The sequence below is a fragment of the Pseudomonas sp. SDT291_1_S447 genome (assembly GCF_054070155.1).
This window is the reverse complement of sequence record NZ_JBSVXS010000073.1, coordinates 1-18,600: the sequence shown is the minus strand read 5'-3', so window position 1 is coordinate 18,600 and position 18,600 is coordinate 1. Positions and strand designations below refer to the sequence as shown.

General features: G+C 58.1%; 19 protein-coding genes. 9 read left to right on the top strand and 10 right to left on the bottom strand.

The features are described from left to right. Nucleotides 1–157: 157 nt before the first annotated feature. Nucleotides 158–2,065, bottom strand: a complete 1,908-nt coding sequence (estP, locus tag ACW9IR_RS20225; protein WP_457464863.1) for an esterase EstP — start codon at nucleotides 2,063–2,065, stop codon at nucleotides 158–160. 408 nt (nucleotides 2,066–2,473) lie between these two features. Between estP and ACW9IR_RS20220 the strand changes: the two genes are divergently transcribed. The 4 genes from ACW9IR_RS20220 (at nucleotide 2,474) to ACW9IR_RS20205 (ending at nucleotide 5,797) form a co-directional block, all read left to right on the top strand. After that, nucleotides 2,474–3,067 carry an aminodeoxychorismate/anthranilate synthase component II gene (locus ACW9IR_RS20220; protein WP_016983475.1) on the top strand — a complete coding sequence of 198 codons (594 nt, stop codon included), beginning with the start codon at nucleotides 2,474–2,476 and terminating at the stop codon, nucleotides 3,065–3,067. Between the two features lie 9 nt (nucleotides 3,068–3,076). Beyond that, a complete protein-coding gene (gene trpD / locus ACW9IR_RS20215) occupies nucleotides 3,077–4,126 on the top strand; it encodes an anthranilate phosphoribosyltransferase (RefSeq protein ID WP_457464860.1) in 1,050 nt (349 codons plus the stop codon). Continuing rightward, nucleotides 4,123–4,959, top strand: coding sequence for an indole-3-glycerol phosphate synthase TrpC (gene trpC, locus ACW9IR_RS20210; RefSeq protein ID WP_007918803.1), 837 nt, complete (start codon nucleotides 4,123–4,125; stop codon nucleotides 4,957–4,959). The genes trpD and trpC overlap by 4 nt, the downstream gene beginning before the upstream one ends. A gap of 136 nt (nucleotides 4,960–5,095) precedes the next feature. Then, a complete protein-coding gene (locus tag ACW9IR_RS20205) occupies nucleotides 5,096–5,797 on the top strand; it encodes a lipoate--protein ligase family protein (protein ID WP_102901757.1) in 702 nt (233 codons plus the stop codon). Nucleotides 5,798–5,806: 9 nt separating this feature from the next. On the opposite strand, the gene crp is transcribed toward ACW9IR_RS20205, so the two are convergent. Continuing rightward, entirely contained in the window at nucleotides 5,807–6,451 is a 645-nt protein-coding gene (crp, locus tag ACW9IR_RS20200) for a cAMP-activated global transcriptional regulator CRP (RefSeq protein WP_095122650.1), read from the bottom strand. 236 nt (nucleotides 6,452–6,687) lie between these two features. Between crp and ACW9IR_RS20195 the strand changes: the two genes are divergently transcribed. Together ACW9IR_RS20195 and speD are read left to right on the top strand one after the other, a co-directional pair. Further along, the gene (locus ACW9IR_RS20195) at nucleotides 6,688–7,110 is read left to right on the top strand and encodes an OsmC family protein (RefSeq protein ID WP_003228794.1); all 423 of its coding nucleotides are present in this window, start codon (nucleotides 6,688–6,690) and stop codon (nucleotides 7,108–7,110) included. A 237-nt stretch (nucleotides 7,111–7,347) separates the two neighbouring features. Further along, nucleotides 7,348–8,142, top strand: a complete 795-nt coding sequence (gene speD / locus ACW9IR_RS20190) for an adenosylmethionine decarboxylase (RefSeq protein WP_095122652.1) — start codon at nucleotides 7,348–7,350, stop codon at nucleotides 8,140–8,142. 110 nt (nucleotides 8,143–8,252) lie between these two features. On the opposite strand, the gene coq7 is transcribed toward speD, so the two are convergent. From coq7 to hemJ, 6 genes are all read right to left on the bottom strand, one after another. Next, on the bottom strand, nucleotides 8,253–8,900 hold the full coding sequence (coq7, locus tag ACW9IR_RS20185; protein WP_008077993.1) for a 2-polyprenyl-3-methyl-6-methoxy-1,4-benzoquinone monooxygenase: 648 nt from the start codon (nucleotides 8,898–8,900) through the stop codon (nucleotides 8,253–8,255). Nucleotides 8,901–9,099: 199 nt separating this feature from the next. Then, nucleotides 9,100–9,438 carry a histidine triad nucleotide-binding protein gene (locus ACW9IR_RS20180; protein WP_003228789.1) on the bottom strand — a complete coding sequence of 113 codons (339 nt, stop codon included), beginning with the start codon at nucleotides 9,436–9,438 and terminating at the stop codon, nucleotides 9,100–9,102. Nucleotides 9,439–9,518: 80 nt separating this feature from the next. Continuing rightward, a complete protein-coding gene (locus ACW9IR_RS20175) occupies nucleotides 9,519–10,307 on the bottom strand; it encodes an SDR family NAD(P)-dependent oxidoreductase (protein WP_034155108.1) in 789 nt (262 codons plus the stop codon). Between the two features lie 61 nt (nucleotides 10,308–10,368). Further along, a complete protein-coding gene (locus ACW9IR_RS20170) occupies nucleotides 10,369–11,319 on the bottom strand; it encodes a DUF805 domain-containing protein (RefSeq protein WP_102901759.1) in 951 nt (316 codons plus the stop codon). 76 nt (nucleotides 11,320–11,395) lie between these two features. Then, nucleotides 11,396–12,364: an NAD(P)H-dependent flavin oxidoreductase gene (locus ACW9IR_RS20165; protein ID WP_457464856.1), complete on the bottom strand. Its 969-nt coding sequence runs from the start codon at nucleotides 12,362–12,364 to the stop codon at nucleotides 11,396–11,398. Nucleotides 12,365–12,397: 33 nt separating this feature from the next. Then, nucleotides 12,398–12,826, bottom strand: a complete 429-nt coding sequence (gene hemJ, locus ACW9IR_RS20160; RefSeq protein ID WP_102901761.1) for a protoporphyrinogen oxidase HemJ — start codon at nucleotides 12,824–12,826, stop codon at nucleotides 12,398–12,400. A 133-nt stretch (nucleotides 12,827–12,959) separates the two neighbouring features. On the opposite strand from hemJ, the gene argC reads away from it, so the two are divergent. Then, nucleotides 12,960–13,994: an N-acetyl-gamma-glutamyl-phosphate reductase gene (argC, locus tag ACW9IR_RS20155; protein ID WP_457464854.1), complete on the top strand. Its 1,035-nt coding sequence runs from the start codon at nucleotides 12,960–12,962 to the stop codon at nucleotides 13,992–13,994. A gap of 168 nt (nucleotides 13,995–14,162) precedes the next feature. Further along, a complete protein-coding gene (gene erpA, locus ACW9IR_RS20150) occupies nucleotides 14,163–14,513 on the top strand; it encodes an iron-sulfur cluster insertion protein ErpA (RefSeq protein ID WP_008077999.1) in 351 nt (116 codons plus the stop codon). Nucleotides 14,514–14,586: 73 nt separating this feature from the next. On the opposite strand, the gene ACW9IR_RS20145 is transcribed toward erpA, so the two are convergent. Both ACW9IR_RS20145 and ACW9IR_RS20140 read right to left on the bottom strand, forming a co-directional pair. After that, a complete protein-coding gene (locus ACW9IR_RS20145) occupies nucleotides 14,587–15,678 on the bottom strand; it encodes an anhydro-N-acetylmuramic acid kinase (protein ID WP_102901763.1) in 1,092 nt (363 codons plus the stop codon). A 3-nt stretch (nucleotides 15,679–15,681) separates the two neighbouring features. Further along, on the bottom strand, nucleotides 15,682–17,100 hold the full coding sequence (locus tag ACW9IR_RS20140; protein ID WP_102901764.1) for a peptidoglycan DD-metalloendopeptidase family protein: 1,419 nt from the start codon (nucleotides 17,098–17,100) through the stop codon (nucleotides 15,682–15,684). Between the two features lie 212 nt (nucleotides 17,101–17,312). Here ACW9IR_RS20140 and tyrS point away from each other — a divergent pair, with 212 nt between their 5' ends. After that, nucleotides 17,313–18,512 carry a tyrosine--tRNA ligase gene (tyrS, locus tag ACW9IR_RS20135; protein WP_110720703.1) on the top strand — a complete coding sequence of 400 codons (1,200 nt, stop codon included), beginning with the start codon at nucleotides 17,313–17,315 and terminating at the stop codon, nucleotides 18,510–18,512. Nucleotides 18,513–18,600: the final 88 nt, after the last annotated feature.

Sequence of the window (18,600 nt, the reverse complement as noted above, 5' to 3'; positions counted from 1 at the left end):
TGTAGGAGTGAGCCTGCTCGCGATAGCGGTGGGTCAGTCAACAAATCTGTTGAATGTAAATCCGCAATCGCGAGCAGGCTCACTCCTACATTTGCTTTGCGTTCGGCAATAAAAAAGCGGCGCCTGTGAGGGCGCCGCTTTTTTTTGTACCTGGGGTTTAGAAGTCCAGAACGACCCCAACATTCACACCCTGCTGGGTAAAGTCATCATCCTTGCGCAACGAGTAACCGCCGCGCAGCGCCAGATCAGCCGTGAGCTTGTGGCTGATGCCCAGGCTCAAGCGGTTCAAATGACTCTGCGGCGTATAGCCTTCAAGTTTGAAGTCATTCGCCGGCAAGGTATTGAGCGCGATGTTGACCTTTTGCACGTCGTCTTCGTACTCACGCTCATGAGCGTACTCGCCGAACACCTGAGTCTGCGGGGTGATGTTGTATTTGCCCTGCAAGCCCAGACCCAGACGCTTCGAGTCACGGGTCTGATCATCGAAGGTCAATGCCGTGGCGCGGTTGCTCTTCTCTGAATAACCATCGACATCAACGCTGGCGTAGTCGGCGCTGACGAATGGTGACAGGTGCCACTCGCTGCCCGGCTGGGCAATGTCGTAACCGACACGAGCGCTGAAGGCCCAGAGGCTGCCGTCAGTGTCGCCTTTCTCCGCACCTTCGCTGGCGCCGAGATCGAACTTGCGCTTGAGGTTGTCGTAGTCGAGTTTGCCGCCGGTCAACGCCGCGTCAGCCCACCAGCGGTTCTGTTGGAACTGGGCGAATGCCGTGGCCATGTAGCTGTTGAGTTTGTAGTCCGAGTCGTTATGTCCGGCTTCCAGATTCTGCCGGTAGAAACCGCCTGCCACGCCGACGCGCCAGGCTTCATTCAAGCGATAGCTGCCGCCGACGTTGAGGTTGTAACCGCTGCCGTCGGCGCTGGCGCCGCTGCTTTGGCTGTCGACATCCAGATGCTGGCCACCCGCCGAAACAATGGCGCGCCATTGACCGACCGCTTGCCAGTTTTCCCAGTCCGCTTGCCATTGGTTGCGCAGTTCATCCTGATGCGCGCGCACGGTGGCGTGGGCCATTTCCGGTAACAGCGTCAGTTCCCAAGGTGCGGCGAGGAGGGAGTAGGCGTAATCGGAGATCAGTTTTTGTCCGGCTTCGGTCGGGTGTACGCCGTCGTTGTAGATCAGCTTGCTCGGGTCAGGTGTCGCACTGTTGATCCCGTAACGGGCGTTCTCGGTGCAGCCGCTGCCACTGAAACAGGTCGCGGTCAGATTCTGATCAGTGGCGAGGCCAAAACGTCCTGGATCGGCAAACACTTCCGAGAGCAGCACCGGAATGTTCAGCGGAATGACTTCGGCGTTGATGCCTTGCAGGCGTGTGACCAACTGGCTGTTGAACTGCGTGGCGAGCTGGCTGCTGAAGGCTTGCAGCGGCGTACCGTTGATGGCCGGGGTCAGGCCAACATCAGGCAACAGCCAAACCATCACGTATTTGGCGCCGGCGGTTTGCAGGGTTTGCACGCTGTCAGCCAGTCGATCGGCGGCGGCGTTGGCTTGCGGCAGGCTGAGAATGCGCCCTTGCAGGAAGTCGTTGCCGCCGCCGGAAATGTAATACAGCGCATTCGGGTCGGCGCGCAAACCGTTGGATGGCAGGTAACCGGCACGGGTGCGCTCACCGGTAGCGGATTGTGTGGTGATCGAATCGAGGATCTGGTCAGTGCGATAGCCGCCGACCGCCCAGTTGTTGCCATCAGGTTGACCGTTTTCGGCACGCACTGCGGAACTGGAAGAGGCTGTCTGGTCTGCGGAAAAACCCAGGCGCCCGCCGAGTAATTGCGTGGAATTCAATGAATACAGTTCACCGCTGCCATCCTGATACACCGGCCCGGTACGGTTGGTGTAACGCTCGGTGGAGCCGGCCGGGCCGCCGGTGTCGGTAAAGGTCCCGGCATCGTTCAGGCTATCGCCGAAAACAATGAAATTCGAATAGGGGTTGGGCGCAGCATTGGCCTGGGCGCAGGCCAGTGCGAGCAAGCATCCGGCCAGCGGTACAAACAACATCTGTTTGATCATGAGCAAGTCCGTTTATTTATTGTTGTAGGTGAACGAAACGACAGTACCAAAAACTCCCGGCGTTTTGCCATCGGTCGTGAATCCTCCCCCGGTTTTATCTCCCGCGGTCCCGGCCATATTGCACGCTCCGCCCAGCTAAGTTACTGTGCCGGAACGTATGAACGAGACCTTCCCCGTGTTGATCACCAGCAAACTTCTGGATCAAGTCATCAAGGCACACGCCCGCTGGCGTTGGCGCGCCTGAATCTTTTCTGCCGGCCCCGCCGGATCTGTATCGCTTTGCCTTCCTTGCCTGTTTGAAATGCCGCTGTGCCGACGCGTCCACCTGCGTCCGACATCGTGCAGCGCCCTGCGGGCAAGTGATCTGAAGGCTGTTTTCAAATCAGAATTCAAGAGGTTCGACACGCCATGTTGCTGATGATCGACAACTACGACTCCTTTACTTACAACGTTGTGCAATACCTCGGCGAGCTGGGTGCCGAGGTCAAAGTCGTGCGCAACGACGAATTGACCGTCGCCGAAATCGAGGCGCTGAAACCTGAGCGCATCGTGGTATCGCCAGGCCCGTGTACACCGACCGAAGCCGGCATCTCCATCGAAGCCATCAAACACTTCGCCGGCAAGCTGCCGATCCTCGGTGTCTGCCTTGGCCACCAGTCCATCGGCCAGGCTTTTGGCGGCGATGTAGTCCGCGCCCGCCAAGTGATGCACGGTAAGACTAGCCCGGTATTCCACGAGGACAAGGGCGTTTTCGCCGGCCTCAATCATCCGTTGACCGTCACTCGTTACCACTCGCTGATCGTCAAGCACGACACTTTGCCCGATTGCCTCGAACTGACCGCGTGGACCCAACACGATGATGGCTCTGTCGACGAAATCATGGGCCTGCGTCACAAGACCCTGAACATTGAGGGCGTACAGTTCCACCCCGAGTCGATCCTGACCGAACAGGGTCATGAACTGTTTGCCAACTTCCTCAAACAAACCGGCGGCACGCGCTAAGGACTTCCCATGAATATCAAGACAGCCCTGAGCCGTATCGTCGAACACCTCGACCTCAGCACCGATGAAATGCGCGACGTGATGCGCGAAATCATGACCGGCCAGTGCAGCGACGCGCAGATCGGCGCGTTCATGATGGCCATGCGCATGAAGAGCGAAAGCATCGACGAGATCGTCGGCGCTGTGTCGGTGATGCGTGAGCTGGCCGATCAGGTTGACCTGAAAACCCTCGACGGCGTGGTCGACGTGGTTGGCACCGGTGGTGACGGCGCCAACATTTTCAACGTGTCCACCGCCTCTTCTTTTGTGGTTGCCGCTGCCGGTTGCACCGTAGCCAAGCACGGTAATCGCGCGGTATCGGGCAAGAGCGGCAGCGCCGATTTGCTCGAAGCGGCCGGTATCTATCTCAACCTGACGCCGGTTCAAGTCGCGCGTTGCATCGACAACGTCGGCATCGGTTTCATGTTTGCCCAGACCCACCACAAAGCCATGAAGTACGCCGCCGGCCCGCGCCGCGATCTCGGTCTGCGTACGCTGTTCAACATGCTCGGCCCGCTTACGAATCCGGCCGGTGTGAAGCATCAGGTTGTGGGCGTATTCAACAAGGCGCTGTGCCGGCCACTGGCCGAAGTCTTGCAGCGTCTGGGCAGCAAGCATGTGCTGGTGGTGCATTCGAAGGACGGTCTGGACGAGTTCAGTCTCGCTGCGCCGACTTTTGTCGCCGAGCTGAAGAACAACGAAATCACTGAATATTGGGTCGAGCCGGAAGACCTCGGCATGAAGAGCCAGAGCCTGCACGGTCTGTCGGTCGACGGCCCGGAAGCCTCGCTGGCGCTGATCCGCGATGCTCTCGGCAAGCGCAAAACCGAAAACGGCCAGAAAGCCGCCGAAATGATTGTGCTCAATGCCGGTGCAGCGCTGTATGCCGCTGACGTGGCCAGTAGTTTGAAACAGGGCGTCGAGCTTGCGCACGACGCTCTGCACACCGGCCTCGCTCGGGAAAAACTCGAGGAGCTGGGTGCCTTTACCGCGGTATTCAAAGTGGAGAATGAGGGATGAGTGTACCGACGGTTCTGGAAAACATTCTGGCGCGCAAAGTTCAGGAAGTCGCCGAGCGTAGCGCTCGCGTCAGCCTGAGCGAGCTGGAAAGTCTGGCCAAGGCGGCCGATGCACCCCGTGGTTTCGCCCAGGCATTGCTGGCGCAAGCCAAGAAAAAGCAGCCTGCGGTGATTGCCGAAATCAAAAAGGCTTCGCCAAGCAAAGGCGTGATCCGCGAGGACTTCGTTCCGGCCGACATCGCCAAAAGCTACGAGAAGGGCGGGGCGACCTGTCTTTCCGTACTGACCGACATCGACTACTTCCAGGGCGCCGATGCGTACCTGCAACAGGCCCGTGCCGCGTGCAGCCTGCCGGTTATCCGCAAGGACTTCATGATCGATCCTTACCAGATCGTTGAAGCCCGTGCGCTGGGCGCCGACTGTGTGCTGTTGATCGTCTCCGCACTGGATGACGTGAAAATGGCCGAGCTGGCCGCCGTCGCCAAAAGCGTCGGTCTCGATGTGTTGGTCGAAGTGCACGACGGTGATGAACTGGAACGTGCGTTGAAAACCCTCGACACGCCGTTGGTCGGGGTCAACAACCGCAATCTGCATACCTTCGACGTCAGCCTGGAAACCACCCTCGACCTGCTGCCGCGCATTCCGCGCGATCGTCTGGTGATTACCGAGAGCGGCATCCTCAACCGCGCCGATGTCGAGTTGATGGAAATCAGCGACGTGTATTCGTTTCTGGTCGGCGAAGCGTTCATGCGCGCGGAAAATCCGGGCACTGAACTGCAGCGACTGTTCTTCCCGGAGCGTGGCACTTCCATCAGTGGTTCGACCCTCGACTGATTCGCTTCAGACCGAGTCGACGCCATCGCGAGCAGGCTCACTCCTACACTTGGAATGCGTTCCCCCTGTAGAAGTGAGCCTGCTCGCGATGGGGCCCTAAAATCCGCTAAAGAGATTCAACCTGCCGGAGCCCTCCATGTCGCTGCCAACCCCCCTGACCATCGAAGCCGGCCTGCAAGCCGAACAGGATTTGCTGGCCTCGGTCTGCGCCGGCGACTCTGAATTCGGCCTGCTGTTCTGGCAACCCAGCGATCGCGCCTTGGTCATGCCACGCCGCCTCAATCGCCTCCCCGGATTCGACCACGCCTGCGAAGTCTCCGCCGCTGCCGGTTGGCCAGTTCTACTGCGTGAAACCGGCGGCGAACCTGTCCCGCAATCTGCCGCGACAATCAATATCGCCCTGGTCTACGCACCACCACGCAGCGAAGGCGATCTGAACCGCATCGAAACCGGCTACCGCCGTCTGTGCGATCCGATCTGTCAGTTACTGGATGAGTTAGGTGGCACATCATCGTTGGGTGAAATCGACGGTGCGTTCTGCGACGGTCGCTTCAACGTCAATCTCGACGGCCGCAAAATGGTCGGCACCGCGCAGCGCTGGCGCCAGAGTCAGGGTGGACAGCGCCCGGTCGGTCTGGTGCACGGTGCGATGCTGATGGATAACGAACGGGAATCGATGGTCGCAGCGGTCAATCGCTTCAATGAAGCCTGTGGCCTGGAGCAGCGGGTGCGGGCGCAAAGCCACATTGCCCTGCATGAGAAATTCAACGCGCCACAGGCCTTGGCGCGTCTCGATGAGTTGTTTCGTTTGATGTTGGCGCAGATGTACAGCGCCTGATATTCGGGCTCAGCGCGTACCGAAGACCACCATGGTCTTGCCTTTCACATCGACCAGGTTGCGTTCCTCAAGATCCTTGAGCACGCGACCGACCATCTCCCGCGAGCAACCGACAATCCGCCCGATTTCCTGACGGGTCACCTTGATCTGCATGCCGTCCGGATGCGTCATCGCGTCTGGCTGCTTGCACAGTTCCAGCAGGCAACGCGCCACTCGACCAGTGACGTCGAAAAACGCCAGATCGCCGACCTTGCGCGTGGTGTTACGCAGGCGTTGTGCGATTTGTCCGCTGAGTACGTAAAGAATGTCTGGATCCTGCTGCGACAATTCGCGGAACTTGGCATAGCTGATTTCCGCGGTTTCACACTCGACCTTGGCCCGCACCCAAGCACTGCGCTGCTGTTCCTGACCCGCCTGCTCGAACAGGCCCAGCTCACCAAAGAAATCCCCGGCGTTGAGGTAAGCGATGATCATCTCGCGCCCGTCGTCATCCTCGATCAGGATCGTCACCGAACCCTTGATGATGAAGTACAGCGTGTCCGAGCGATCGCCCGCACAGATGATGTTGCTCTTGGCCGCATGGCGACGGCGCTGGCAATGCATCAACAGCTTGTCGAGATTCTTGATTTTGGGTGTGGGGGTAATAGCAACCATGGTTGTATCCCGAAAAGACTGCACGGTGATGTTTGATTTTTTTATGAGGCGCTGAAGGCGGTCGCTACACAGCTGACATGGGCGCCAGCGAATTGGCGCCAGCTTAACAGACACTTCGTCGAAAATTCGAGAAATTACCTACGTCGCTGAGGCATCCGTCCTAGGAACGTCGCTCGCTGTCCGGGCGAAGCCCTGTGCTAAGCTGGCGACCCTTTTTTTACAGTGGAGTCTGGGCGATGAAGGCACGCATCCAATGGGCTGGCGAAGCCATGTTCCTCGGCGAATCCGGTAGCGGTCATGTCGTGGTGATGGACGGTCCGCCGGACGCCGGTGGTCGTAATCTGGGTGTTCGCCCGATGGAAATGCTTCTGCTGGGCGTAGGCGGTTGCAGCAACTTCGACGTGGTCAGCATTCTGAAGAAGTCCCGTCAGGCGGTTGAAAGCTGCGAAGCCTTCCTTGAAGCCGAGCGCGCGACTGAGGATCCGAAGGTGTTCACCAAGATCCACATGCATTTCGTGGTCAAGGGCCGCGGCCTGAAAGAGGCCCAGGTCAAGCGCGCCATCGAACTGTCCGCCGAGAAGTATTGCTCCGCTTCGATCATGCTCGGTGCCGCCGGTGTCGCGATCACACACGACTATGAAATCGTCGAACTCGGTTGAACCGACATTCAACTATCATAAAAGCAGTGCAGACTCTGGCGATCCCCCGCTGACGTCTGCATAATGCGCCACTTTTTTCAGGGCAGTGATCAGTCAGCCGACAGATCATCCGCCTGAACAGATAACCAAAATCGCCATCGCGAAGAGGTGTTAACCGTCCTACGCAGGTGCGTTGTTCGCACTTGACGGGCATGCTTGATCACGCGGCCGTGCCGCATACATAGAGAGTTTTTAACGGTGAAAAGCAAACTCAAGCTCCACGGGTTCAATAACCTGACAAAGACCTTGAGCTTCAACATCTATGACATCTGCTACGCGGAGACCCCGCAAGACCAGCAGGCTTACGTCGAGTACATCAATCAAGAGTACAACGCCGAACGCCTGACGCAGATCCTCACGGAAGTTGTCGAAATCATTGGTGCCAACATTCTGAACATTGCGAGTCAGAACTATGAGCCTCAGGGTGCCAGCGTCACGATTCTGATTTCTGAAGAGCCGGTAACCCCGACTGAAAGCCAGATCGAAGAATCGCCAGGCCCGTTGCCCGAAATTATCCTGGCCCACCTCGACAAGAGCCATATCACGGTGCACACCTACCCGGAAATCCATCCGGACGACGGTATTGCAACCTTCCGTGTGGACATCGACGTGTCGACTTGTGGTGTCATCTCACCGCTGAAAGCGCTCAATTTCCTCATTCACCAGTTCGATTCGGACATCGTGACTGTGGATTATCGTGTGCGCGGCTTCACCCGTGACGTTGAAGGCAACAAGCACTTCATCGATCACGAGATCAACTCGATCCAGAACTACCTGTCCGAAGACACTCGCGACGCGTACCAGATGACCGACGTGAACGTGTACCAGGAAAACCTGTTCCACACCAAAATGCTGCTGAAGAACTTCGAACTGGATAACTACCTGTTCGGCGACGCCACCAGCAACCTGTCCTCCGAGCAACGCGCTCAGGTGACTGACCGGGTGAAACACGAAATGCTCGAAATCTTCTACGCGCGCAACATGCCGACCTAAGATTCACCGGGCACAAAAAAGGCGACCTTTCGGTCGCCTTTTTCAATTCTGCCACCCCACCTGTGGGAGCGAGCCTGCTCGCGAAGGGGCCCTTTGCAGCAATACCGTTCTCAAATTCGATAAGTACTCTTGGTCATCACTTTGGCCAGAATACTCATCCCGAACTTCACCGGCGCCGGAAAACGGAAACCCCCAGCCTCCAAAGCACTTTCGGCATGATGTTCTTCATCAATGCGCATCTGCTCCAGAATCGCCCGGGACTTCTCGTCCTCTGCCGGCAATTGCTCCAGGTGTTCATTCAAGTGTTTGCACACCTGATGCTCGGTCGCCGCAACAAAACCGAGGCTGACCTTGTCGCTGATCAACCCGGCCACCGCGCCGATTCCGAACGACATCCCATAAAACAGTGGATTGAGCACACTGGTATGGCTGCCCAACTGATGAATGCGTTGTTCGCACCAGACCAGATGATCAATTTCTTCTTCGGCGGCGTGTTCCATGGCCTCGCGCACCTGAGGTAGCTTGGCGGTCAGCGCCTGTCCCTGATACAGCGCCTGCGCGCAGACTTCACCGGTATGGTTGATGCGCATCAGACCGGCGACGTGGCGGGTGTCTTCGTCGCTCATTTGCGTGTCCGGCTGCAAAATCGCTGGCGACGGACGGTACGGCTGGCCACTGAAGGGCAGCAGGGTACGCATCGCGGCATCGGCTTGCAGCAGAAGACGGTCAATCGGCGAGTAGTGACGTTGGGTAGTCATGCTGACCTCCGGGAAGAATCTCGACGGCCAGTTTAACCGAATCGGCCGGGGGAAGGTTTGCGCTGGGTCATTTGCTGCGCGGTCATGATTTTTTGTGGGAGCGAGCCTGCTCGCGAAGGCGGAGTGTCAGGCACTGATACACTGAATGTGCTGACGTCTTCGCGAGCAGGCTCGCTCCCACAGGGGGATGGGGCGTGCCTTAGCCCGGTGGCCAGTTCATCTGCCGCTGACCGAGTACGTGCATGTGAATGTGGTAGACGGTCTGCCCACCTTTCTCATTGCAGTTCATCACCACGCGGAAACCTTCTTCGCAACCCAGCTCCAGTGCCAGACGCTGCGCAGTGAACAGGATATGCCCGGCCAAAGCCTTGTCGTCTTCGGTCAGGTCATTGAGGGTGCGCACCGGTTTCTTCGGGATCACCAGAAAATGCACCGGTGCCTGAGGGGCGATGTCGTGGAACGCCAGAACCTGGTCGTCCTCGTAAATGATCTTGGCCGGAATCTCCCGGTTGATGATCTTGGTGAACAGAGTATCCACTGCTGTTTTCTCCGTTGTTTGGCTGGTTTGAGTGTACTCAGGGCGGCTTATCCCGCCCAGTGTTTTACCTGTAGGGTATTTCAGCGCGGGCAGTAAGCCTTGTTGACCATGCCGACGATGGTGCGATTGAGCCAGCGCGAACCCAGTCGCGGCAGGAAGGCGAACCATCGATTGCGTCTTCCCGGAATGATGATCGCGCGGTTCTTGTCGAGGGCGCGCACGGTGTACAGCGCAACCTCCTCGGGGCTCATCAGCAATTTGCTGTCTTTGAGTTTGTCGCTGTTGAGCTGTGCCGTGCGGAAAAATGCCGTGCGTGTCGGGCCTGGGCAGAGCACCGAAACCTTCACAGCACTCTGTTTTAGCTCGACTCGCAAGGCTTCGGAGAAGTGCAGCACATAGGCCTTGCTGGCGTAGTAAGTGCTCATCCATGGGCCGGGATTGAACGCGGCGACCGAGGCAACGTTGAGAATCTGCCCGCCACCCTGTAGCGCCATGCTGTTGCCGATGGCGTGGCAGAGGCGGGTGAGGGCGAGGATGTTCACTTCGATCAGATCCTGCTCGGTCATCCAGTCTTGCGCGAGAAACGGGCCGCAGGTGCCGATGCCGGCGCAATTGACCAGCAAGTCGATCTGCCGGTCACCTTCTTCCAGTTCCAGCAGGAAGCCGGACAGACGCAATGGCTCGCCCAGATCGCAGGCGCGGAACAGTACCTCGACGCCAAAACGCTGGGTCAATTCGATCGCAATGCTTTCCAGCTGATCACGCTGTCGGGCCACCAGAATCAGGCTGCGGCCACGCCGGGCCAGTGCTTCGGCCATCGCCAGGCCGATGCCACTGGAGGCGCCGGTGATCAGTGCGTAACGGGTCATGCAATTCTCCATCGCAACAGCTCCGCGCCGGCGACGCGGGTGTCACGGCGGGGAGCGCTGTTCATTCTTTCGCAGAGTCTACAGGGGCCTGCGCCGCTTCGGCTGCCTCGTCGGCGGAATCCACAGGTGATTCGACTTGTACTTCGACTTCATCAGTGGTCACCGAGCCACTTTCGTAGCTGCTTTCCAGATTGCTTTCATATTCCTGCTGGATAGCCGAGATCCCGCCGAGCATTCCACCGACAAAGATCAGCGCAAAGAACACGATCCACAGGGAGCACAGCACTTTCACGGCGGTACTGTTGGGCGGTGGGGGAGGGCCATAGCGATTCGCGCCGGTGTTGCCCGGTACGACCATGATTACCAGCGGAAAGAAACTGCCCACGAACGGCACCAGGTTCAGCAGCCAGAGCCAGCCCGACCAGCCGATGTCATGCAGGCGTTGAACGCTGAACAGAATGCTGACAATCAGGAACGCGATAAACAGGAAGAACGCGAAGATTCCGCCGATGATCAGACCAGTGGTGGAATCGCCGCTGACCAGCCCCAGAGCCAGCAGGGCGAACACGCCGACAATGGGCAGGGTCACCAGGCTCAGGACCATCGTCCACGCCAGAAAGCGCAAGCGTCCGATTCGCCCTTCGACGCTGAATGGCTTGAGTGTGGCGAACTCAGCCTGGCTTTCGCCAACGCTTGCGCGAGGCGGTGCATACGGCGACTCCGGTTCGGCCACAACGGCGGTGTGCTCATGGACGTCCGCCAGGTTCAGCTCGATTGCCGTTTCAGCTTCAATGCGTGCGTCGATCCCGGTTTTGCTCAGCGCTTGCAGATAGGCCTGCGCATCACTGTGGGACAAATCACGCTTGAGTGCGACGGTGCGGCCACTGAACAGGCGTTCGATCGCGGCCACATCGCTTTTGAACAGATCCGCCAGATTGAGTTTGGCCGTGGTGATATCGACACCGGGCTGTAGAGCACCGTCGAACACGATCTTGTAACGGGTTTCGCTCATGGCCGAGGCATCCTTGTCGCGAAGATTGAAAGGTCAGCAGTGTAAGGCCAGTCCATTGGGGCTGGCCTGATTTTTCTTAGCGTGGCCAGCGTTGCGGTAGCTGGGCTGCGCGTTCCTGTGCCTGGCGATACTCGGCGTCCAGTCGGGCGATCAATTGATCAACGCTTGGCAGGTCGTCGATCTGCCCTACGCCTTGACCGGCCGACCACACGGTTTTCCAGGCTTTGGCTTCATCGCTGATCGGCTTGAGCTTGTCACCGAAATTGACCTCGCCCTTGCCTTGCAGAGCCGCCATATCGAAACCGGCAGCCTCCAGGCTCTGACGCATAAAGCTCGCCGGCACTCCCGACACCGCTGGAGTATGGATGATGTCCGCAGCCTTGGCTGTCAGCAGCATCTCCTTGTAGGCGTCGGGCGCATGACTTTCTGTGGTGCCGATAAATCGCGTACCGAAGTAGGCCAAATCCGCGCCGAGCAGCTGTGCGGCGAGAATCTCATGGCCGTGGTTAAGACATCCTGCAAGCAGCAGGGTTTTATCGAAGAACTTGCGGATCTCGGCAATCAGCGCAAACGGACTCCAGGTGCCGGCATGGCCCCCGGCACCGGCCGCCACGGCGATCAAACCGTCGACACCGGCCTCGGCCGCTTTCTCGGCATGTCGGCGAGTGGTGACGTCATGGAACACCAGACCGCCATAGCTGTGTACCGCGTCGACCAACTCCTTCACCGCGCCGAGGCTGGTGATGACGATTGGCACTTTGTGCTCGACGCAGATGTTCAGATCCGCCTGCAAGCGCGGGTTGCTGTTGTGCACGATCAGGTTCACCGCGTACGGCGCCGGGTTGTCCAGTGTCGCCAGGCCCGCTTCGATCTGTTCCAGCCAGGCTTTGAACCCGCTGCTTTCGCGTTGGTTCAGCGCTGGGAAGCTGCCGACCACGCCATTGCGGCAGCAGGCGAGGACGAGTTCCGGGTTGGAAATCAGAAACATCGGCGCGGCCACCACAGGCAGACGCAGACGTTGTTCGAGTAGTGCGGGCAGCGACATTATGAACACCCCAAGGATCTGTACTTGTTGAAGTTAGAACGGCTTGACCACGACCAGAATTACGATAGCCAGCAATATCAGAACCGGCACTTCATTGAACCAGCGATAAAAGACATGGCTGCGGGTGTTTTCGCCACGGGCAAAACGTTTTACCTGCGCGCCGCACATGTGGTGGTAGCCGATCAGCAAGACGACCAGTGTCAACTTGGCGTGAATCCAGCCACCCATGCTGAAGAGGCTCGGGTTGAGATAGATCAGCCAGCCGCCGAAGATCAGCGTGGCGATCATCGCCGGGCCCATGATGCCGCGATACAACTTGCGCTCCATGACACTGAAGCGCTCTTTGCTGAGCGTGTCTTCGCTTTGCGCGTGATACACGAACAGACGCGGCAAGTAGAACAGCCCGGCAAACCAGCAAACGACGCTGACGATGTGAAAAGCTTTGATCCATAGATAGAGCATTTTTAGTTATTCCAGGTTCACGGTAAGCCAGATAGTAGAGGCTTGAGCGTCCGCACGTCACCTTGACGGTTGTCGCAGGGCCGCGCGGCCCCTATTATCGACGGCTTTCCAGTGGGTTCTTTGAGGGCAGGTTATGGTCAAGGTCGGTATCGTCGGCGGCACGGGTTACACCGGTGTCGAACTGCTGCGTCTGTTGGCGCAGCATCCGCAGGCAGAAGTGGCTGTCATCACTTCCCGATCCGAGGCCGGTCTGGCCGTGGCTGACATGTACCCGAACCTGCGCGGCCACTACGACGGCCTGGCCTTCAGCGTGCCGGACATCAAGACCCTTGGCGCTTGTGACGTGGTGTTCTTTGCCACGCCGCACGGTGTTGCTCACGCATTGGCCGGTGAGCTGCTGGCTGCGGGCACCAAGGTGATCGACCTGTCCGCGGACTTCCGCCTGCAAGACGCTGAAGAGTGGGCCAAGTGGTACGGTCAGCCGCACGGCGCGCCGGAGTTGCTGGACGAAGCGGTTTACGGTCTGCCGGAAGTCAATCGCGAGCAGATCAAGAAAGCTCGCCTGATCGCTGTGCCAGGGTGCTATCCGACCGCGACGCAACTGGGTTTCCTGCCGCTGCTTGAAGCTGGTCTGGCGGATGCTTCGCGCTTGATCGCCGACTGCAAATCCGGTGTCAGTGGGGCCGGTCGTGGCGCGGCGGTAGGTTCGCTGTACTCCGAGACGTCGGAAAGCATGAAGGCCTATGCGGTGAAAGGTCACCGTCACCTGCCGGAAATTCGTCAGGGTCTGCGTCGTGCAGCGGGTAAGGAGGTTGGTCTGACCTTCGTTCCGCACCTGACCCCAATGATCCGTGGCATTCACTCCACGCTCTACGCGACGGTGGTTGATCGCTCGGTGGATCTGCAGGCGCTGTTCGAGAAGCGTTATGCCAACGAACCGTTCGTCGACGTGATGCCGGCCGGCAGCCATCCGGAAACCCGTAGCGTGCGTGGCGCCAACGTTTGCCGTATCGCCGTTCACCGTCCTCAGGATGGCGATCTGGTGGTGGTGCTGTCGGTGATTGATAACCTGGTCAAAGGTGCGTCGGGTCAGGCGGTGCAGAACATGAACATCCTGTTCGGGCTGGACGAACGCTTCGGTCTGTCCCATGCCGGTATGCTGCCGTAACATTTTAAACGGCACAGCGAAAAGGCCCGTCTGACGGGCCTTTTTGCATTCTGATCAGCTCGTCGGGTTTATTGATATACCGTAACAATAGTTGACCGATTTTCTCGGACAAGCGGATAATGCGCGTCATCACGCATTATGGCGGCGTAACGCCGGGAGATAGTCAGCATGAGCGTCGAATCCTTCACCCCCACGGCTTTGCAATTCACCCACGGTGCAGCGCACAAGGTGAAGAGCCTGGTCGATGAAGAGGGGAATGATCGCTTGAAGCTGCGCGTATTCGTTACGGGCGGCGGTTGTTCAGGGTTTCAGTACGGTTTCACCTTCGATGAAGATGTGGCCGAGGACGACACCATCGTCGAGCGCGAAGGCGTGAGCCTGGTGGTAGATCCGATGAGCTTCCAGTACCTGGCCGGTGCTGAGGTGGACTACCAGGAAGGTCTGGAAGGTTCGCGTTTCGTGATCAAGAACCCGAACGCCACCACTACATGTGGTTGCGGGTCTTCGTTCTCGATCTGATCGCGCCGCGCTTCAGATAACAAAACGCCGCAGAGCCTTACGGTTCTGCGGCGTTTTGCTGTGTGCTATTTAATCAGGCCGGGTAGATGGCGCCGAGTACCCGAAGGCCGCGTGCGCCGGTGACGCTTGGGCGGTTGGCGGCGATGCCTTCAAGGCAGCAATGGGCCAGCCAGGCGAAGGCCATGGCTTCAACCCAGTCCGGGTCAACGCCATGAGTGGCGGTGCTGGCGACCGTTGCGTTTGGCAGCAGATCGGCCAGACGCTCCATCAGTGTGGCGTTGTGCGCGCCGCCGCCGCAGACCAACAATTCCTGAGTGTCGGATTGAGCGCTTTGCAGCGACTCGATGACGGTCAATGCGGTCAGTTCAAGCAGCGTGGCCTGCACATTCTCAGCGGCAAAGGTTGGCAGGTGTGAAAGGTGTTGTTCCAGCCATGGCAGGTTGAACACTTCGCGGCCCGTGCTTTTTGGTCCTTTGGTGACGAAGAACGGATCGCGGAGGAGCGCTTCGAGTAACGTTGGCTCCACTTTACCGCTGGCTGCCCAGTCGCCATTGCGATCGTAGTTTTCGCCACGTTGCTGCTGAATCCAGGCGTCCATCAGCACATTCCCAGGGCCACAGTCGAAACCGGCTACAGGCTTGGTCGGCTCAATCAGACTGAGATTGCTGAAACCGCCGACATTCAAGACGGCCTGATTACCGGTACGCTCTTCGAACAAAGCTTCATGGAACGCGGGAACCAGCGGAGCACCTTGGCCTCCGGCTGCGACATCGCGGCTGCGGAAGTCGCTGACTACGGTTATGTCTGTGAGTTCGGTCAGCAGGGCAGGGTTGCCGATCTGCACGGTGAAACCGCGCGCCGGTTCATGGCGGATAGTCTGGCCGTGGCTGCCGATCGCACGAATGTCTTGGGGTTTGAGTTGCTGCTGATCGAGGAGGGTATGAATGCCCTGCGCAGCGAGCTTCACCCAGTTCTGTTGAGCAATCGCCGAGCGGGCGATTTCGTCAGGACCGCTGGCGCACAAGCCAAGCAGCTCGGCGCGCAGGGTTTCAGGCATTGGAATGTAGTGCGTGGCGATCAGCTTGATCGCCGAGGACTGTTCGATCAGGGCAATGTCCAGACCGTCGAGACTGGTTCCGGACATCACACCGATATAAAGAGCCATGGCTTAGCGCTTGCTCGAAGCCAGCATGGTGGCCTTCTCTTGATCCATACGCGCCATCAGCGGTTGGCTCTGTGCAAGGAAGCGAGCGCGTTCGGCTTTGGCAATCGGATCAGCCATTGGCAGCTTCTGGCCCAGAGGATCGACGTGAACGCCGTTGACCTGGAATTCATAGTGCAAGTGCGGGCCGGTGGACAGGCCGGTGGTGCCGATGTAACCGATGACTTGGCCCTGTTTCACGGTACCGCCAGTCTTCACGCCTTTGGCGAACCCTTGCATGTGGCCGTACAGCGTGCGGTAGGTATTGCCGTGCTGGATGATCACGGTGTTGCCGTAGCCACCACGACGCCCGGCGAGCAGCACTTTACCGTCACCGGCAGCCTTGATTGGCGTACCGCGCGGCGCAGCGTAATCAACGCCTTTGTGGGCGCGGATCTTGTTGAGGATCGGGTGCTTGCGGCCCATGGAGAACTTCGAGCTGATGCGGGCGAAATCTACCGGAGTACGAATGAACGCCTTGCGCATGCTGTTGCCGTCAGCGGTGTAGTAGCTGCTGTTGCCTTGTTTATTGGTGTAACGCACGGCGGTGTAGGTTTTGCCGCGGTTGGTGAAGCGGGCAGACAGGATCGGACCATTACCGACCGCTTTGCCGTTGACCACTTTCTGCTCGTAGATCACATCGAATTCGTCGCCCTGACGGATGTCCTGAGCGAAGTCGACGTCGTAGCCAAAGACACTGGCCATATCCATGGTCAGGCTGTGGGACAGGCCGGCACGGGCTGCGGATTGCGAAAGCGAGCTATTGATGACGCCATGGACGTAAGCAGTGCGGACAGTCGGCTTTGCGGTAACCCGGTTGAAGGCATAACCCTTGTCATTCTTGGTCAGGGTAATGGTTTCGACGTCGCTGACCTTGCTGTGCAAACTGGTCAGTTGGCCTTCAGGATTCAATTCGAACTCGAGTTTCTGGCCGTGCTTAAGCTGGCTGAACTGCTTGGCCTGTTTATCGCTGGCCAGGACTTCATGAACGGAGGCGGCAGGCAGGCCGACCTTTTCGAACAAGGTCGATAGTGTGTCGCCCTTGGCAACGATGACTTCACGATGACCAGGCGCTTTTGGCTTTTCAGCGGCTGGTGCCGGTGCTGCTTCTGCGGTTTGCGGGGCGTTTTCGTCGCTGTTTTCGATTTGAGCAAATGGCGAAGCTACTGGCGCATTTGTGGCTTGAGCCGAATCAGCAGCGTCTTGATCTTGTGTCAGTTGTTCAGCAGGACTTTCCAGTTCAAGACTCAGGGTCGTCTTTTTGGCTTCAACATCACTGGAAGGGAATACCAGTAGAGCCAGGCTAAGAAGGGCGGCGATCCCACTTGCAGCAAGCAGGTGGGTCTTCGGGTAAAGCGGCGGCGCTTTAGACGGTTCAGTGGTCATAGGTAATTTTGACTTTGAAAAATGATGAATTGGAAAAGATGAATGACATGATGAAGATGAAATAACTGTATAAAATATAACCAAATCATCTCTGAAGCAAGTCTACAGACATCTCGTCTGTGGATTGGTGTCCGTGCGCCGGGCAAAACTTGTAATTGGTGCGCGATCTTGTATGGTTGGTTCCCTTTGAATCTGAGCCTTGCGGGTCTGTTATGAAGTCGGTTGAAGAGCAGCTAGCGCTGATTAAACGTGGTGCGGAAGAACTGTTGGTCGAGTCCGAGCTGGTCGAGAAGCTCAAACGCGGCCAACCGCTGCGTATCAAGGCTGGTTTCGATCCGACCGCTCCGGATCTGCACTTGGGGCACACGGTGCTTATTAATAAGCTGCGCCAGTTCCAGGAGCTGGGGCATCAGGTGATCTTCCTTATAGGTGACTTCACCGGGATGATCGGTGATCCGAGCGGCAAGAGTGCAACGCGTCCTCCGCTAACTCGTGAACAAGTCCTGGAAAACGCCGAGACCTACAAGACTCAGGTGTTCAAGATTCTCGATCCGGCGAAAACCGAAGTCGCGTTCAACTCCACCTGGATGGACAAGATGGGGCCGGCGGACTTTATTCGCTTGACTTCGCAGTACACCGTCGCGCGCATGCTTGAGCGTGATGACTTCGACAAGCGTTACACCACCAATCAACCGATCGCTATTCACGAGTTCCTCTATCCGCTGGTGCAGGGTTATGACTCGGTCGCTCTGCGCGCGGATGTCGAGCTGGGTGGTACCGATCAGAAGTTCAACTTGCTGATGGGGCGTGAGTTGCAGCGTGGATATGGTCAAGAGGCTCAATGCATTCTGACCATGCCGCTGCTCGAAGGTCTGGATGGCGTGAAGAAGATGTCCAAGTCGTTGGGCAACTACGTGGGTATTCAGGAAGCGCCGGGTGTCATGTACAGCAAGCTGGTTTCGATTCCGGATGCGTTGATGTGGCGTTACTTTGAGCTGCTCAGCTTCCGCTCGATGGATGAGATCAATGCGCTGCGTGCTGAGGTAGAAGCCGGTGCCAATCCGCGTGACGTCAAAATCAAACTGGCGGAAGAGATCGTGGCGCGTTTCCATGGTGAGGAGGCTGCGGCCAATGCTCATCGTGCAGCGGGCAATCGCATGAAGGATGGCGAGCTGCCGGATGATCTGCCGGAGATCGAGTTGGTCTCTGCTGAAGATATGCCGATCGCAGCTGTCCTTAATAAAGCCGGTCTGGTGAAGAACTCTGCAGCGGCTCGCGACTTGTTGGCGTCAGGCGGTGTGCGCGTGGATGGTGAGGTGGTTGATCGCTCCTATATATATGTACTGGGCGCGACCCACGTTTGCCAGGCGGGCAAGAAGGCATTTGCGCGTATTACGCTCAAATCCGAGTAAAGCTGAAAATAAGGGTTGACGGCGAATTTCAGATGTCTATAATTCGCCCCACTTCCGGCGCAGTCGAAACGGAAAACTCCTTGAGATT

Coding starts and splice junctions, on each gene's coding strand:
- estP (WP_457464863.1), bottom strand. CDS start 2,065: ATGATCAAACAGATGTTGTTTGTACCGCTGGCCGGATGCTTGCTCGCA.
- ACW9IR_RS20220 (WP_016983475.1), top strand. CDS start 2,474: ATGTTGCTGATGATCGACAACTACGACTCCTTTACTTACAACGTTGTG.
- trpD (WP_457464860.1), top strand. CDS start 3,077: ATGAATATCAAGACAGCCCTGAGCCGTATCGTCGAACACCTCGACCTC.
- trpC (WP_007918803.1), top strand. CDS start 4,123: ATGAGTGTACCGACGGTTCTGGAAAACATTCTGGCGCGCAAAGTTCAG.
- ACW9IR_RS20205 (WP_102901757.1), top strand. CDS start 5,096: ATGTCGCTGCCAACCCCCCTGACCATCGAAGCCGGCCTGCAAGCCGAA.
- crp (WP_095122650.1), bottom strand. CDS start 6,451: ATGGTTGCTATTACCCCCACACCCAAAATCAAGAATCTCGACAAGCTG.
- ACW9IR_RS20195 (WP_003228794.1), top strand. CDS start 6,688: ATGAAGGCACGCATCCAATGGGCTGGCGAAGCCATGTTCCTCGGCGAA.
- coq7 (WP_008077993.1), bottom strand. CDS start 8,900: ATGACTACCCAACGTCACTACTCGCCGATTGACCGTCTTCTGCTGCAA.
- ACW9IR_RS20175 (WP_034155108.1), bottom strand. CDS start 10,307: ATGACCCGTTACGCACTGATCACCGGCGCCTCCAGTGGCATCGGCCTG.
- ACW9IR_RS20170 (WP_102901759.1), bottom strand. CDS start 11,319: ATGAGCGAAACCCGTTACAAGATCGTGTTCGACGGTGCTCTACAGCCC.
- ACW9IR_RS20165 (WP_457464856.1), bottom strand. CDS start 12,364: ATGTCGCTGCCCGCACTACTCGAACAACGTCTGCGTCTGCCTGTGGTG.
- hemJ (WP_102901761.1), bottom strand. CDS start 12,826: ATGCTCTATCTATGGATCAAAGCTTTTCACATCGTCAGCGTCGTTTGC.
- argC (WP_457464854.1), top strand. CDS start 12,960: ATGGTCAAGGTCGGTATCGTCGGCGGCACGGGTTACACCGGTGTCGAA.
- erpA (WP_008077999.1), top strand. CDS start 14,163: ATGAGCGTCGAATCCTTCACCCCCACGGCTTTGCAATTCACCCACGGT.
- ACW9IR_RS20145 (WP_102901763.1), bottom strand. CDS start 15,678: ATGGCTCTTTATATCGGTGTGATGTCCGGAACCAGTCTCGACGGTCTG.
- ACW9IR_RS20140 (WP_102901764.1), bottom strand. CDS start 17,100: ATGACCACTGAACCGTCTAAAGCGCCGCCGCTTTACCCGAAGACCCAC.
- tyrS (WP_110720703.1), top strand. CDS start 17,313: ATGAAGTCGGTTGAAGAGCAGCTAGCGCTGATTAAACGTGGTGCGGAA.